The following is a 16145-nucleotide window of genomic DNA, read 5'->3' as shown; positions in this document are numbered from 1 at the left end:
ATCATTCTTTAACCATACTGAACGATGGCGAATTTTCTCTATATTGCTGGCTATGTACTGATTGGCTTGTTACTGCGTCGTAGCCCGCAATTTCCGCAAAATACTGGCCAAATCCTTAATGCTTACGTGATCTATGTCGCGTTGCCAGCGTTGGTGTTACAGAAAATACCGCTGCTGACTTTCGGTGCCGAGTTACTCTATCCCGCGCTGACGCCATGGATCTTATTGGCGCTCACCGTGCCTTTGGTGCTGAAAGTTGCCAAGTGGCGACAGTGGCCGCGGGCGACCACGGGTGCCATGTTGATTGTGATCCCACTGGGGAACACATCCTTTGTCGGGTTTCCGATGATCGAAGCATTTTTCGGGCCTGAGGGCATTCCCTATGCGCTGCTTTATGACCAGCTAGGCTCGTTCTTCATCTTGTCGATTTACGCAACCATTATTGCCGCGGTGTATAGCCATGATCCTGGGCAAACCACCCAGCGCCCGTCCGCCAAAACCATTGCCTGGAAAATCCTCAAGTTTCCGCCGTTCGTTGCACTGGTGCTTGCGTTGCTGCTCAAAAATGTGACCTATCCAGCAGTCGCACAACAGTTTATTGATTCGTTGGCAATTACCTTAGTGCCGGTGATCATGGTTGCGGTGGGCTTTCAGTTAAAGTTCCGCTTGCCGCAACAAGACCGTGGTCCCTTGGTCTGGGCGCTGGCGCTGAAGTTAGGACTTACCCCGCTTGTGGCGCTGCTGCTATTGATGTGGTTTGGTCTGGACCAATTGGCGGTGCAGGTCACCATCATGGAAGCGGCGATGCCGGCGATGATCTCGGCGGGAGCACTGGCGATTATGGCGGGGCTTGCACCGACCTTAGCGGCTGCTGTGGTCGGCTACGGTGTGTTGTTGTGTTTTGTCAGCTTGCCGTTGTGGTACTACTTATTGCAGTACCTACAGTCGCTTTAACTTTCGTTTTTAGTCGCAGTAAACTCGCCATCAGCGACGCGTACTGAAAAACGCTCGCCGTTGACCAATTGTTGTGGACTACGGATCAATTCGCCATCTTGCTTGCGCAAAACCGCATAGCCACGGGCGATCGTTTGTAGCGGGCTGACGATATGCAGCTGCTGTACTGCGCCAAGTTGGCGTTGCTGCCAATGTTTAAGCAACTGTTTAATTGCCAGTTGCGAGCGACCTTCCAATTGCGACAAACTTTGTTGCAGTGGCTGGATTTGCCGCTGCGGATGCAACGCAACCAAGCGTTGTTGGGTGTAGTTAAAACGCTGTTGTGCGTGACGTTGGCGTTGTTTCAGGGCATGTGCGGCACGCGCCATCAATTCATCAAGCCGCTGACTGTGCTGTTGCAAGCGCCGCTGCGGGTGTTGTTGCTGTAACCGCAATTGCCAATGTTGCAGACTCTGCTGCAGGAAGGCGCGCTGGCGTTGCCAAAATTGCAGCAAGCGATGATCAAGCTGGCGCAAACTTTGCAGAGTTTCGCGTTGGTCACGGCTGACCAATTCAGCGGCTGCTGAAGGCGTTGGCGCACGCACATCAGCAACATAATCGGCAATGGTAAAGTCGACTTCGTGGCCAACCGCACTGATTAACGGCAGTGGACAACTGTGCAGGGCATAAGCCAATTGCTCGTCGTTAAAGCACCACAAGTCCTCCAACGACCCGCCTCCACGAGCAACGATCAGTACGTCGACCTCGCTGCGCGCGCAGGCGCGTTGCAGCGCAAAGAGTAAGTCTTGCACCGCGGCTTGGCCTTGCACAGCACTTGGGTAAATAATCACTTCGACTTGCGGATCGCGGCGCTTGAGCACGGCAAGAATATCGCGAATCGCTGCGCCAGTAGGCGAGGTGATGACACCCACGCGGCGAATGATCGACGGTAAGTTTTGTTTGTGCTCAGCAGCGAACAAGCCTTCACTTTGCAGCTTGCGCTTGAGCTGTTCGTAGCGCTGTTGCAGCAAACCGGCACCAGCATCTTCCATGTGCTCGACAATCAGCTGGTAATCACCACGCGGTTCGTAGACGGTCAACTTGGCCCGAACCAACACTTGCATGCCACTTTGCGGGCGTAATTTGACCCGTTGATTGGCATTGCGAAACATCGCCGCTTTTATCTGTGCGCGCTCATCTTTCAGGGTAAAGTACCAGTGACCTGAGCTTGGCGCCGCGAAGTTGGAAATTTCACCAAGTAGCCAAATGGAGCCAAAGCCTTGCTCAAGTACTTGACGTACTTCTGCATTTAGTTGGGCGACAGTATAAATAACGGGTTGATTCATGCTTGCAATCCAGCTGCGCGAGAAAAAATCAGTTTACTGAAAAGCCGTTTACGAGTAAAATCTGCCCGCAACATTAACTCAGCCATTGGGATGTTGCCATGCTAAGAATCGCTCAAGAAGCTCTTACCTTTGATGACGTTTTACTCGTCCCCGGTCATTCGACTGTTTTACCTCACACTGCTGACCTGCGCACGCGCCTGACACGCGGTATCGAACTTAATATTCCGATGGTCTCAGCAGCTATGGATACCGTCACCGAAGCATCCCTCGCCATTGCCTTGGCGCAAGAAGGTGGGCTTGGTTTCGTCCACAAAAACATGACGATTGAAGAACAAGCCGCGCACGTTCGTAAGGTTAAAAAATACGAAAGTGGGATGGTCTCTGATCCTGTAACCGTAAGCCCTGACACCTCACTTGGCCAAATTCGTGCACTGAGTGTCGAGCATGGCTTTCATGGTTTTCCGGTCGTTGAGCCTAGTGGCGAATTGGTTGGCATCATTACCGGTCGTGATACGCGTGCCGAGAGTGATAACAGCAAACTCGTACAAAGTATCATGACGCCGAAAGATCGCTTGGTAACGGTTAAAGAGAGTGCCAGCAGCGATGAAATCCTCGAGCTGATGCATCAACATCGTATTGAGAAGATCTTGGTGGTCGACGACGCCTTTCATTTGCGCGGCATGATCACTTTAAAAGACTTCACCAAAGCAGAAAACAAGCCGAACGCCTGTAAAGACGAATTAGGTCGCTTACGCGTAGGTGCCGCTGTGGGTGTCGGTCCTGGCACCGAAGAACGCATCGATGCGCTGGTTGAAGCTGGGGTTGACGTGTTGCTCATCGATACCTCGCACGGTCATTCGCAAGGCGTGATTGACCGCGTCGCAGCCACGCGTAAACAATATCCAAAGCTACAAATCATCGCCGGCAACGTTGCCACCGGAGCCGGGGCGAAAGCGCTTGCCGATGCGGGCGTTGACGCGGTAAAAGTGGGTATTGGCCCGGGTTCTATTTGTACCACTCGTATCGTTACCGGTTGTGGCGTGCCGCAAATCACCGCGATTAGCGACGCCGTTGATGCCCTTAAAGGCACGAGTATTCCAGTCATTGCCGACGGTGGCATTCGTTTTTCTGGCGACATCGCCAAAGCCATCGCCGCTGGTGCCGACTGCGTGATGGTCGGCAGTATGTTAGCAGGTACCGAAGAAGCACCGGGTGAAGTCGAACTGTATCAAGGTCGCTACTACAAGTCTTATCGTGGCATGGGTAGCCTAGGTGCGATGAATCAGCGCCATGGTTCTTCCGATCGTTATTTCCAAGCCAGCAACGAGGCAGAAAAATTGGTGCCAGAAGGTATCGAGGGCCGCGTTGCCTATAAAGGACCGATCTCGAATATCATCCATCAGCAGATGGGCGGATTGCGTTCGTCAATGGGATTAACCGGTTGTGCGACCATCAAAGAGATGCGCACCAAACCACAATTTGTGCGCGTGACCTCTGCCGGTATGGGCGAGTCGCATGTACACGACGTGCAAATCACCAAAGAAGCACCTAACTACCGAATGGGTTAAGCCAACATGCAAGATATTCATGCTCATCGCATTTTGATTTTAGATTTTGGTTCGCAATACACTCAGTTGATTGCGCGACGCATTCGCGAAATTGGCGTTTACTGTGAATTGTGGGCTTGGGATGTCGCTGCCGAAGACATCAAAAATTTTAATCCCAACGGTATTATCTTGTCGGGTGGTCCAGAGTCAGTAACGGAAGAAGGTTCACCGCGTGCGCCTGAGTACGTATTTGAAGCTGGGGTGCCGGTCCTTGGTGTGTGCTACGGCATGCAAACCATGGCCGCACAACTAGGCGGAACAGTACAAGGCTCGTTGGAGCGTGAGTTCGGTTATGCGCAAGTTGAACGCACTGAACCTTGCCCACTGTTCCACCACATCGAGGACGCCGTCCACGAAAATGGCAATCCATTACTCGATGTATGGATGAGCCACGGTGACAAAGTGATTGAAGCTCCTGAAGGCTTCCACATTGTTGCGCAAACACCAACCTGTCCAATCGCGGCGATGGCCGATGATACGCGCGACTTCTATGGTGTGCAGTTCCATCCAGAAGTGACGCATACGCGCCAAGGGATGCGCATGCTTGAGCACTTCGTCGTGGAAATCTGCGAGTGTGAAACCAATTGGACTGCCGCCCACATTATCAACGATGCGGTCGCACGTATTCGCGAACAAGTTGGCAACGGCAAAGTTGTTTTAGGTTTGTCGGGTGGAGTGGATAGCTCGGTCACAGCGATGTTATTGCACCGCGCCATTGGCGACCAGCTGACCTGTGTGTTTGTCGACAACGGTTTGTTGCGTTGGCAAGAAGCTGAGCAAGTGCTGGAAATGTTCGGTGATCACTACGGTCTCAATATTGTGCATGTTGATGCTGAAAATCGCTTTCTCGATGCCTTAGCAGGTGAAAAAGATCCGGAAGCGAAGCGCAAAATTATCGGCCGCGTGTTCATCGAAATTTTCGACGAGCAAGCCACCAGCATTAAAGACGTTTCTTATTTGGCGCAGGGCACCATTTATCCAGACGTGATCGAGTCTGCTGGCTCGAAAACTGGTAAAGCCCACGTGATCAAGTCACACCACAATGTGGGTGGCCTGCCAAAAGATATGAAACTGCAGTTGGTAGAGCCATTGCGCGAATTGTTTAAAGACGAAGTACGCAAAATCGGTCTAGAACTTGGTTTGCCATACGACATGCTGTATCGCCACCCGTTCCCAGGACCGGGCTTGGGCGTACGCGTTTTGGCCGAAGTGAAAAAAGAGTACTGCGACTTACTACGTCGCGCGGACCACATTTTCATTAGTGAACTGCGCAAAGCGGGGATCTATCACGACGTCAGCCAAGCCTTTGCGGTATTCCTGCCGGTGCGCTCGGTCGGTGTGATGGGCGATGCGCGCAAGTACGACTGGGTCATCGCGTTACGTGCCGTTGAAACTATTGACTTTATGACCGCACGTTGGGCACATTTACCTTATGAGTTGCTGGAAAAGGTTTCGAACCGGATCATCAATGAAATTGACGGTATCTCGCGTGTCGTATACGACATTTCAGGTAAGCCTCCTGCTACCATCGAGTGGGAATAGCTAGTATGGCGCGCTGGTTCGGCTTGCTAGCATTGTTGCTACTGGCTGGCTGCGCGCCACAACCGCAGCCCGACCACCTGTACGAAATCCAACAGCGCGGAGTCTTGCGCGTGGGTACCCTGCTTGGCCCCTCCACTTACTATCACGATGCTGAAAGTGAGAGTGGCCTTGAATATGCACTCGCCGCAACTTTTGCCGAACAACTCGATGTCGAGTTGCAAATTGTCTCGCGTTACAACGTCAATGACTTGTTCACTTTGCTCGATAACGAACAAGTTGATTTGGTCGCGGCTGGCCTCGATCGTACGCCGTCGCGCGACAAAAATTACCGCTTCGGACCGCCGTATCAAGAAATTTCACAACGCTTAGTTTATCGCCAAGGCGCGCGCGACCGTCCACGCGACTGGGATGATGTCGATGCCGAAGTCGTCGTTGTAGCGGGCAGTTCGCACCACGATTGGTTGCAACGCAATGCCAAGAATTATCCTGAACTGAAGTGGCGCGCCACCAGTGAACATGATGCCACCGAACTGCTGCGCTCGGTTATCGAGGGTGAAATCGCCTTCACTATTACCGACAGCAATATTCTCGATGTGCAGCGTCGTTATTTTCCCAATATCAGCGTTGCCTTCACCATTCGCGATAATATCGATATCAGTTGGATGTTGGCACCTGGGCGTGATGGCTCTTTGTATGCTGAAGTGATTCGCTTTTTTGGTGAACTACGTCAGTCAGGCGAACTGGCGCGGCTGGTGGATCAACATTTTGGCCACGTATCGCAATTCAACTATGTCGATACCAGCTTCTTCATTGACGCTGTGCAAACCACCTTGCCGAAGTATCGTGACTTTTTTGTGGAGCATTCAGGTATATTGGATTGGCGCTTGTTAGCAGCTATTTCTTACCAAGAAAGTCATTGGAATCCGCGCGCGACGTCACCGACTGGGGTGCGTGGACTGATGATGCTGACCTTGCCAACAGCGGAAGCGATGGGCGTTACCAGTCGCTTGAATCCTGAAGAGAGCATCCGTGGTGGCGCGCGTTATTTCGAGCGTATGCTGCAAACTATCCCCGCACGGATTCCAGAGCCCGATCGTACCTGGTTTGCATTAGCCGCCTACAACATCGGCTACGGACATTTAGAAGATGCGCGCGTCCTTACCGAGCGCCAAGGCGGTGACCCCGATCGCTGGATCGATGTACGAAAGCGTCTACCCTTATTACGACAGAAAAAATATTATCGTCAAACCCGCTTTGGCTTTGCGCGTGGTGACGAACCGGTGCGATACGTAGGGAACATACGTCGCTACTATGACACTTTGGTGTGGCTGGACGAGCGCGGACGCATTCCAGCACAACCCCTGCAAATAACCCTGCCGATTGGCAGTGGCGATGAGGCTCGTTAATGCGGCAAAGCAAAAGATTAAGTCAACATTCACGCCGTCGTGCATGGCTGCGCAAACAACGACACTTACAAAACGAACGCCGCCAAAAATGGTTTAGGCTGTGTGAAAAGTCTGCCGACGAGTAGCTCGTAGCGGTAGTGAAGTGATCGAAAAATGACTATAATACGCGGCTTCAAATGGTCGATGAAACGCCATCCTATTTGCCAACCTGGAGAATGATCTGTGGAGATATTACGCGGCGCCCCAGCCCTGTCTGAGTTCCGAACGGAAAAATTGTTGCAACGTCTGCAGCAAGCTGATGTTCCGGTGCAAGGTATTTACGCCGAATTTATGCACTTTGTGGATGCTCAGAGCGAGTTAAGCGAAGCTGACCGGAACGTGCTGAAGCAATTGCTAACCTACGGCCCAGCCCGCGCCCAGCATCTCCCGCAAGGGCAACTCTTGGTGGTCACACCGCGTCAAGGCACGATTTCACCATGGTCATCAAAAGCCACAGATATCGCCCACAATTGCGGCCTGCAGAACGTGCGCCGAATCGAACGTGGCATTGCTTACTATCTGGCCGGCGATTTATCTGCCGAGCAATTGGCCGCTGCACAAGCTGCGTTGCACGATCGCATGACCGAAACTGTATTAACCGAACTTGAACAAGCATCGGTATTATTTGGCGCCGCTGAACCTGCGCCATTGCAGTCGGTGGATATTCTCGCTGGTGGTCGCGAAGCATTGCGTAATGCCAACATTGAGATGGGACTGGCGCTGGCTGATGACGAAATCGATTATCTGTTCGAGAACTTCACCAAGTTAGGGCGCAATCCGAACGATATCGAGCTGTACATGTTTGCCCAAGCAAACTCTGAGCATTGCCGCCATAAGATTTTCAACGCCGATTGGACCATTGATGGCAAAGAGCAGGTCAAATCCCTGTTCAAAATGATCAAAAACACCTTCGAAGTTACCCCAGAGCATGTCTTGTCAGCTTACAAAGACAATGCCGCGGTCATGACCGGTTCAGAAGCAGGGCGCTTCTATCCGTATCCAGCTGGCAGCCAAGCGGCCGGTGAATACAGCTATTTCCATGAGCCAATTCACATTTTGATGAAGGTCGAGACCCACAACCATCCTACTGCAATTTCTCCATTCCCTGGCGCCGCAACCGGCTCAGGTGGCGAAATTCGTGACGAGGGAGCCACAGGTCGTGGGGCCAAGCCAAAAGCCGGCTTAGTCGGTTTTAGCGTGTCCAACCTTCGCATTCCAGGCTTCGAACAACCCTGGGAAGAAGACTTTGGCAAGCCTGATCGGATTGTCACCGCCCTTGATATCATGCTCGAAGGCCCACTCGGCGGCGCAGCCTTTAATAATGAATTTGGCCGTCCTGCTTTGACTGGCTATTTCCGTACCTATGAAGAGCGGGTCGATAGCCATAACGGGCTTGAAGTCCGCGGTTATCACAAGCCGATCATGATTGCCGGTGGTATGGGCAATATTCGCGAACAGCATGTCGAAAAAGGCGAGATCCCAATTGCCGCGAAACTCGTGGTGTTGGGTGGCCCAGCAATGAATATCGGCCTCGGTGGCGGCGCTGCGTCATCCATGACCTCAGGCGCCTCAAGTGCCGATTTGGATTTCGCTTCGGTACAGCGTGACAACCCAGAAATGGAGCGTCGTTGCCAAGAAGTCATTGACCGCTGTTGGCAGCTTGGTGACAAAAACCCGATTGCTTTTATTCACGATGTCGGTGCCGGTGGTCTTTCCAATGCCATGCCTGAACTGGTCAGCGATGGCGGTCGTGGTGGCCGTTTTGAATTGCGTCAGGTGCCGAATGATGAACCTGGCATGTCGCCACTGGCGATTTGGTGTAACGAATCACAAGAGCGCTATGTGATGGCGATTGCGCCGGAGCGCATGGCGGTATTCGAAGAAATCTGTTTGCGTGAGCGTGCGCCATTTGCCGTTATCGGTGAAGCGACGGAAGAAGAACACCTGACGCTGACCGATGCGCATTTTGACAACACTCCAATTGATTTGCCGCTCAATGTGCTACTTGGCAAGCCGCCGAAGATGCATCGCGAGGTGCAAACTAAGCGCGCTGAAGGCAAAGCCTTGCGCAGCGATGGCATCGAGCTGGACGAAGCGGCGGAGCGGTTATTACGCTTGCCAACGATTGCCGAAAAGACCTTTTTGATCACCATTGGCGATCGCAGCGTTACCGGGCTGGTGGCTCGCGACCAAATGGTTGGCCCATGGCAAATTCCGGTGGCTGACGTGGCGGTCACCGCAGCAAGTTATGACACTTATGCTGGTGAAGCCATGGCAATGGGTGAACGTACACCTCTAGCATTGCTTAACTTTGCTGCGTCAGCGCGCATTGCCGTTGGCGAAGCGCTGACTAATATCGCTGCCGCTGATATTGGCGAGTTAAAGCATATTAAATTGTCCGCCAACTGGATGGCCGCAGCTGGCCACCCAGGTGAAGATGCTGGTCTGTATGAAGCCGTTAAAGCTGTTGGCGAAGAATTATGCCCAACGCTGGGAATCACGATTCCAGTCGGTAAAGATTCGATGTCGATGAAAACCCAGTGGCAACAGGACGGTGAGAACAAAGCCGTGACCGCACCATTGAGTCTTGTGATTACGGCGTTTGGCCGGGTCCGTGACGTGCGCCGCACAGTGACGCCACAGCTGCGCGTTGACCAAGGTCCGAGCAAGCTAGTATTGCTTGATCTGGGAGCCGGAAAAGCGCGTTTAGGCGGTTCTGCGCTGGCGCAAGTGTATCGTCAACTCGGCGATGCAACGCCAGATGTTGATGACGCGCAATTGCTGAAGGGCTTCTTCACTGCTACTCAGCAGCTGATTCACGAGAAGAAACTCCTCGCCTATCACGACCGCTCTGACGGTGGTTTGTTTATCACTGTCGCCGAGATGGCTTTTGCCGGTCATTGTGGCGCCCATGTCGCACTCGACTCGCTGGTAGCGGATGATTTAGCTGCACTGTTCAATGAAGAGTTAGGTGCCGTGATTCAGGTGCGTGAAGCCGATTTAGAAAAGGTGCAAAACGCTTACACTGAAGCAGGCTTGGCTGAACATTTCCATGTGCTAGGTGAAGTTACTGACAACGACCAATTGTTGTTCACCCGCAATGGTCAGGCAGTGTTGCAACAAGCGCGCAGCCACTACCGTAAGCTATGGGCAGAAACCACCCATCAAATGCAGCGCTTGCGTGATAACCCTGCCTGTGCGGACGAAGAGTTTGCAGCGAAGCAAGATGCAACAGATACCGGATTGTTCGCTGATTTGACCTTTGATGTGAGTGAAGATGTAGCGGCACCGTATATAAATACGGGACGTGATCCAGTGGTCGCGATTTTGCGCGAGCAGGGCGTGAATTCACACGTCGAAATGGCCGCAGCTTTTGACCGTGCTGGCTTTGCCGCAGTCGACGTGCACATGAGCGATATCTTAGCTGGTCGCGTCAGCTTGGAGAAATTCAATGGTTTGGTCGCTTGTGGCGGCTTCTCTTACGGTGACGTGTTAGGTGCCGGTGAGGGCTGGGCCAAGTCGGTATTGTTCAACAGTCGTGCCCGCGATGAATTTGCAGCGTTCTTCCAGCGTGATAAAACCTTCGCTTTAGGCGTTTGCAACGGCTGTCAAATGATGTCGAATTTGCGAGAGTTGATTCCAGGCGCGGAACACTGGCCGCACTTTGTGACCAACCGTTCAGAGCGCTTCGAAGCACGTTTTAGCATGGTTGAGATCCAGCAGAGCCCGTCGTTATTCTTGCAAGATATGGCTGGTTCGAAAATGCCAATCGCTGTTTCACATGGCGAAGGCCGTGCTGAATTCAAAGGCAACGCCTTGGCGCAACTGAAAGAGCAGGGCTTAGTGGCAATGCGTTACATCAACAACAAAGGTGCGGTGGCAACCCAGTATCCAGCCAACCCGAATGGTTCACCCGAAGGCATTACCGGTTTGACTACGCCTGATGGTCGGGTCACCATTATGATGCCGCATCCTGAACGTGTGTTCCGCACCGTGGCAAATAGCTGGCATCCGGATTCTTGGGGTGAAGACAGCCCGTGGATGCGGATGTTCCGCAACGCTCGCGTTTACTTAGGTTAACGCGATAACGGCTACTTCTGCTTCCGTCTTGCCCGAAAAAAGCGCCGCAATAAGTCGGCGCTTTGTTTTTCTAGCACCCCACTTATGACTTCAACTCGGTGATTCATCGTCGGGTGATTCAATACTTCAATAGCTGAATTGACTGCGCCTGTACGCGGGTCACTTGCAGCGAAAACCAAGGTTCCCACACGTGCATGGGTCATTGCCCCAGCACACATGGCACAAGGCTCAAGTGTCACGTACAAAGTGGTATCGACAATGCGGTAGTTTTGTAGCGCCGCTCCAGCCGCTCGAATCGCCACAACTTCAGCATGCGCGCTCGGGTCGGAAGTGGCAATCACCTGATTATAGCCCTCACCGATGATGACATCGTCTTTGACCAGCACAGCTCCGACCGGCACTTCGCCCAGTTCCTCGGCTTGTTGTGCCAGTTCAAGTGCGCGCTGCATAAACAACTCATGGTTCATAGAACAGATATCCCAATCATAAAAAAAGCCCCTGCAGATAATCTGACAGGGGCTCTATTTTAGTTGTTGTTAGGTGTTAACTACAGCCCTATTAGAAGGTGTAGCGAATACCTACTTTAACTTGCCATGTAGAAGCTTCTGCACGGTAGCGAGTTGGTGGGTAGTCATCCAAGCCACCAAATACTGGTGCGTAGATGTACTGACCTTCGTCAGTTAAGCCACCGAAGTCAACTAGGCCTTGAGTTGTATCAGCGAATGGAATCACGTGTTGCTGAGCTGACTCTTCGTCAAACAGGGCAAGAACGTTTTTCACGTCGAAGTACAATGAACCTTTATGACCTTCCCACAGACCAGGTAACTCCTGCTCGAAACGGAAGTCAATGTTGGTGTTCCAAGGACCAGTAGTACCGTTACGTGGAGTGTAACCACCCGCGTATTGCTCTAAACCACGGTCAGCAATGATTTGCGCGATATCGTCATAAGTCAAACCACCTTGATACACCACGTTTGGATCATCAGCTCCAGTTGGGATGTACATCAAGTATTGGCTTGAGCTGTTGAACGACGACTGGTCACCCAAGTCTGAGTCGCGGAACGAGCTCATAACGTAGCTGTATGGACGGCCTGACAGACGCTCGAAGAACATCGCGAATTTCGACTCATAACCAGTGAACAACTCAGTTGAGTACTGGGTAGTGATAACGAAACGGTGCTCGATCTCATAGCCAGCAGTTGCAGGCTGTGGGTTCTGCCGGTCAAGTGCAGTCACGTACTGGTAGTTAGAAGTAGCCTGTGAAGAGCCACCGTTAACTGCTTCGTTGATGTCTTGGTTAGTGTAAGACGCGTTGAACGAGATACCGTTGTCAAACACTTTACCCATACTGAAAGTATAGATGTTACTGTTGCCGCCGTAACCGTTAGTCAACAAGATGTCTGAACGGTTAACGCCACCGAACTCACCGATTTCAGTTGGCGTGAAGTCGTCAAGCGGATCGTCAACTACGTAGATGATACGACCACCGTCAGAGGTGCGTACTACGTCACCGTTTTCGTCAAGCAATGGACGACGCGCTAAGTCAACCCAACGTACGTCGTTTTGCTTACGAGTGCGGATGTACTCAGCACTTGCGTACCAGTCGTCACCCAAGAAGCCCAGGCTTCCTTCGTAGTCCAACGCGAGGCTGTAACGCCATTCGTTTGGCAACTCGAAGTTAGGATCGATTGGTGTGGTGTTACCGTCACCAGCAGTCAAGCTGTCGCGAACTGCTTGTGGAACTTCAGTGATATCAACACCTGACAAGAATTGCTCTGTTACTGAGCGCGGTGCGTCTACAACTGTTACACCGTCAACTGAGTAGGCGTTTGAAATCCAAACATTAGGGCGGCCACCGGCGTAACGACCGAAACCACCACGCAAACGGTATGCGTCAGTAAGCTGATACTTGAAGCCAGCACGTGGCATCCAGATATCACGACCATCTAGGTTTTCAGTGTTAGCAAAGCCATAGCGGTCTTCGAAGTTTTGATTGTAACGTGGTGAACCGTCAACTGCTTGACGCTCATAACGTAAACCGTAGCTAACTTCCAAGTCCCAGGTAGGTGCCCAAGTGTCTTCAACATAGAATGCGTGAGTAGCAGGCTTCAATGAAGCAGCGCCGTCAGCGGCATTGTTGGTGAAGGCGTTACGATAAGAGAAGAACGCAGCATCTTGGTTAGCGAAGTCATCAATAGTATCGAAGTCCCACACACCCAATGATTGTGGTACGAACAAGTTGAAGATATCAACTTCTTCATATTCATAACCAAAACCGATAGCGTGGTCGCCCAACAGGTACTCACCGTTAAACTGAATCTCAGTGGTCGTGTTCGACAATGCGTTGGCGTGACGGAATTGGTCTGGACCGATTTGAATGGTGCCGTCTTCGGTACGGATGTTCACTTGACCGAAGTTCAGACCCAATAACGGAGCCTGTGCAGTATCAACTTCTTTACGTGATACTTTGAAATCACTTGAGAAGCTTGAAGACCAGTTTGAGTAGACTTGCAATGCCATTGCCGTCAACTCTTCACTCTTGTCATACCAACGTGAAGACAATGGAAGGGTGCTTGAACTACCATTGTTGTTGTTGGTTGCGTTACTTTCAGCTGATTGATAAGTGAAAGCCGCACGGTGGTTGTTGTTGATGTTCCAGTCTAACTTCACCAACATTTTTTCGTCTTCTTGTACTGGGTTTGTTTCCCAAGTACCAACGTCAACGCCGTATACGTCGCGAGCGATTTGCGTTACGCGAGCAACTTCGTCTTGAGTGACAGAAGCTTGTTGGTTAGCTGAACCACCGATTGGACCACGTTCGATTGATTTTGGCTCTTCATATTTTTCGTAGTTAACGAAGAAGAAAAGCTTGTCTTCAATGATTGGACCGCCAGCTGCGAAGCCCCAAGTCTTCTCAGAGAAATCAAGTTCTGGAGCTGCTGAATTTGGTTCATAACGTGAAGGCTCTGGGTCACCAGTCAATGAATCGCTAGTGTATTCATAGAACAATTCACCTTCGAACTCGTTGGTACCTGATTTAGTAACCGCGTTAATTTTCGCGCCACTAAAGCCACCATCTTTCGCCGAGAAAGGCACAACGTCAATTGACAATTGTTCTACTGCAGCAATAGAGATTGGTGAACGCTGAGTTGGGTAACCATTACCATTCAAACCGAAGTCATCGTTCTGGCCGATACCGTCAACAGTAATTGAGTTATATTTCGGGTTGCTACCGGCAACTGTTAATGAGCTGTCTTCGTCAGCTAAGTTAACCGCTAGCGGGTTCTGACGGATGATGTCTTTCAAGTCCCGGTTGAACGTCGGCATTTCACGGATGTTGCCTTCGCCAAACGAGCTCATTGAACCGCTGTTTAAGCTAGTAGGGTTAATAACTGCGCCAGTGACGCTGATGCGCTCAACTGCGTCAGCTTCTAGCTGCGCGTTCAAGCGGAAAGTCTCACCTAATTTTAGGAAAACTTCGTTGTAAGTCGCATCGCGGTATGCATCTGAGTCGATCGTGATCCGGTAAGGACCGCCTACACGTAAACCACTTGCAATGAAGTTACCTTCATCGTCAGTCGTTACTTCAAAACGGCTTCCAGACGGTTGGTGTACGATGATAACGCGAGTATCTTCGGCACCTTGACCGGTTGGAGAGAGGATTGAACCACGCATAGACGCTGAAGTATCTTGCGCCATTGCTGGTACTGATGCGAGGCCTAAAGCCACCGCAATAGCACTCGCTGTACGCGAAAATCGCATTGAGCTGTTCATTTTATTTTCCTGGGTTGATGGTTGTAACAAAACTCGTATTCAAAAGGCTATACCGCTTTTGTTATTAAGCCTTCATGACACGTCCGCAGTATAATGCCAGACGAATATGTCATTTGTGTGACATATTTTACGCTGTTTTTTGCTTACTTGCACAGATAAAATTCCCAGTTAATATGGTAGTTTCTTATTTCTTTTTAGCGAGCTTGTGCTCATGCAAACCTCAATTCCAGTAAAAACAATAGCTGTAGCGTTTTTAACTTTTTGGCTCATTGGATGTGATATGGCAAAGGCTCCAAAAACTCCGCCAGCGACACTGCGAGTCGCCGCTTTTAATGTCAGCATGGACGCCTCTAATTATCTTTCTGCAGACAAATGGCAAACCGAGGGCGCTCAAGCACTGCCGCAAGCTCTGGCTGACAATCACGCACAAATTCGCGCCATCGCCGAAATTATTCAACACGTGCGCCCCGATATTATTGTGCTGAATGAATTTGATTACTTACCCGATGCACAAGTACTTGAAACCTTTCAGCAGGCATTTTTAAGCGTTAGTCAAAATGGCGAAGCGCCCATCGATTACCCGTATCACTTTATTGCGCCGGTCAATACTGGTCGCGCGAGTCCTTACGATCTAAATCGTGACGGCAAAGCGCAGGGCATTGGCGATGATGCGTGGGGGTATGGGAATTACGAAGGACAATACGGTATGGCAGTGCTTTCGCGCCACCCGATCGATCGTGAGGCCACGCGCACTTTCCAAAATTTTCGTTGGCAAGACTTGCCTGGCGCCTTAAGGCCGCTGCTCCCCGGCACACACGAATATTGGTATAACGACGATATCTGGAATGAAATGCCGTTGAGCTCGAAGTCCCATTGGGATGTCGTCGTAAAGGTGGAAGACTATGATTTGCATGTACTCGTCAGTCACCCAACGCCGCCGGTATTTGACGGCGAAGAAAATCGCAATGGCCGCCGTAACTTCGATGAAATTCGCTTCTGGCGCGAGTATATTGGCTCGCAATCCAATGACTTTATTTACGATGACCAAGGGCGCAAAGGCGGTCTAGTTGAGCAGTCGCGATTTGTGATTGCCGGCGATTTAAATGCATCCATTGAAAGCGACGATAACGTCCCCGGTGCCATCAGTCAGTTGTTGGAACATCCGGCAGTGCAGGGCGAATACGTACCGACCAGTGCTGGCGGCGCCGCACATAGTCCGGATAATCCGCTGGCGGCAGAACATACCGCCAGTTGGCGCAAGCGCGCCGACTACGTGCTACCGTCGAGCTTTGGTATTGATATTATCGATGGTGGTGTGTTCTGGCCGTTACCGGAGCAAGCAAAAGCCGATTTGGTGAGTTCGCGAGGTAGCTCTTCTGACCATCGTTTAGTGTGGATTGACATCCAATTGCAGTAAA

At 51.4% G+C, this 16145-nt stretch carries 9 protein-coding genes; 6 read left to right on the top strand and 3 right to left on the bottom strand.

Annotated elements, in window-relative coordinates:
- The first annotated feature begins 24 nt into the window (after positions 1-24).
- Positions 25-954: an AEC family transporter gene (locus ACJ8W9_RS11895; protein WP_411360283.1), complete on the top strand. Its 930-nt coding sequence runs from the start codon at positions 25-27 to the stop codon at positions 952-954.
- Here the strand turns inward: ACJ8W9_RS11895 and xseA are convergent.
- A complete protein-coding gene (gene xseA / locus ACJ8W9_RS11890; RefSeq protein WP_411361178.1) occupies positions 951-2279 on the bottom strand; it encodes an exodeoxyribonuclease VII large subunit in 1329 nt (442 codons plus the stop codon). The genes ACJ8W9_RS11895 and xseA overlap by 4 nt on opposite strands.
- A 98-nt stretch (positions 2280-2377) precedes the next feature.
- Here xseA and guaB point away from each other — a divergent pair, with 98 nt between their 5' ends.
- The 4 genes from guaB to purL all read left to right on the top strand — a co-directional run bounded on the left by guaB (position 2378) and on the right by purL (position 10953).
- Complete coding sequence (gene guaB / locus ACJ8W9_RS11885) at positions 2378-3847, top strand: IMP dehydrogenase (protein WP_411360287.1); 1470 nt, start codon at positions 2378-2380, stop codon at positions 3845-3847.
- A gap of 6 nt (positions 3848-3853) precedes the next feature.
- Positions 3854-5428: a glutamine-hydrolyzing GMP synthase gene (guaA, locus tag ACJ8W9_RS11880; RefSeq protein WP_411360288.1), complete on the top strand. Its 1575-nt coding sequence runs from the start codon at positions 3854-3856 to the stop codon at positions 5426-5428.
- A 5-nt stretch (positions 5429-5433) separates the two neighbouring features.
- Complete coding sequence (mltF, locus tag ACJ8W9_RS11875; RefSeq protein ID WP_411360289.1) at positions 5434-6834, top strand: membrane-bound lytic murein transglycosylase MltF; 1401 nt, start codon at positions 5434-5436, stop codon at positions 6832-6834.
- 222 nt (positions 6835-7056) lie between these two features.
- Complete coding sequence (gene purL, locus ACJ8W9_RS11870; protein WP_411361177.1) at positions 7057-10953, top strand: phosphoribosylformylglycinamidine synthase; 3897 nt, start codon at positions 7057-7059, stop codon at positions 10951-10953.
- 11 nt (positions 10954-10964) lie between these two features.
- On the opposite strand, the gene tadA is transcribed toward purL, so the two are convergent.
- Both tadA and ACJ8W9_RS11860 read right to left on the bottom strand, forming a co-directional pair.
- Positions 10965-11420, bottom strand: coding sequence for a tRNA adenosine(34) deaminase TadA (gene tadA, locus ACJ8W9_RS11865; protein ID WP_411360293.1), 456 nt, complete (start codon positions 11418-11420; stop codon positions 10965-10967).
- A gap of 91 nt (positions 11421-11511) precedes the next feature.
- Entirely contained in the window at positions 11512-14715 is a 3204-nt protein-coding gene (locus ACJ8W9_RS11860) for a TonB-dependent receptor domain-containing protein (RefSeq protein ID WP_411360295.1), read from the bottom strand.
- Positions 14716-15007: 292 nt separating this feature from the next.
- Here ACJ8W9_RS11860 and ACJ8W9_RS11855 point away from each other — a divergent pair, with 292 nt between their 5' ends.
- A complete protein-coding gene (locus ACJ8W9_RS11855; RefSeq protein WP_411361175.1) occupies positions 15008-16144 on the top strand; it encodes an endonuclease/exonuclease/phosphatase family protein in 1137 nt (378 codons plus the stop codon).
- The last annotated feature ends 1 nt before the right edge of the window (position 16145 follow it).

Source organism: Pseudidiomarina salilacus (assembly GCF_047323925.1).
Classification (GTDB): Bacteria; Pseudomonadota; Gammaproteobacteria; order Enterobacterales; family Alteromonadaceae; genus Pseudidiomarina; species Pseudidiomarina salilacus.
This window is presented reverse-complemented; position numbering and strand designations above follow the sequence as displayed.

Excerpts from the sequence above, each read along its gene's own strand:
- ACJ8W9_RS11895 (WP_411360283.1), top strand. The coding sequence starts at position 25 with ATGGCGAATTTTCTCTATATTGCTGGCTATGTACTGATTGGCTTGTTA.
- xseA (WP_411361178.1), bottom strand. The coding sequence starts at position 2,279 with ATGAATCAACCCGTTATTTATACTGTCGCCCAACTAAATGCAGAAGTA.
- guaB (WP_411360287.1), top strand. The coding sequence starts at position 2,378 with ATGCTAAGAATCGCTCAAGAAGCTCTTACCTTTGATGACGTTTTACTC.
- guaA (WP_411360288.1), top strand. The coding sequence starts at position 3,854 with ATGCAAGATATTCATGCTCATCGCATTTTGATTTTAGATTTTGGTTCG.
- mltF (WP_411360289.1), top strand. The coding sequence starts at position 5,434 with ATGGCGCGCTGGTTCGGCTTGCTAGCATTGTTGCTACTGGCTGGCTGC.
- tadA (WP_411360293.1), bottom strand. The coding sequence starts at position 11,420 with ATGAACCATGAGTTGTTTATGCAGCGCGCACTTGAACTGGCACAACAA.
- ACJ8W9_RS11860 (WP_411360295.1), bottom strand. The coding sequence starts at position 14,715 with ATGCGATTTTCGCGTACAGCGAGTGCTATTGCGGTGGCTTTAGGCCTC.
- ACJ8W9_RS11855 (WP_411361175.1), top strand. The coding sequence starts at position 15,008 with ATGGCAAAGGCTCCAAAAACTCCGCCAGCGACACTGCGAGTCGCCGCT.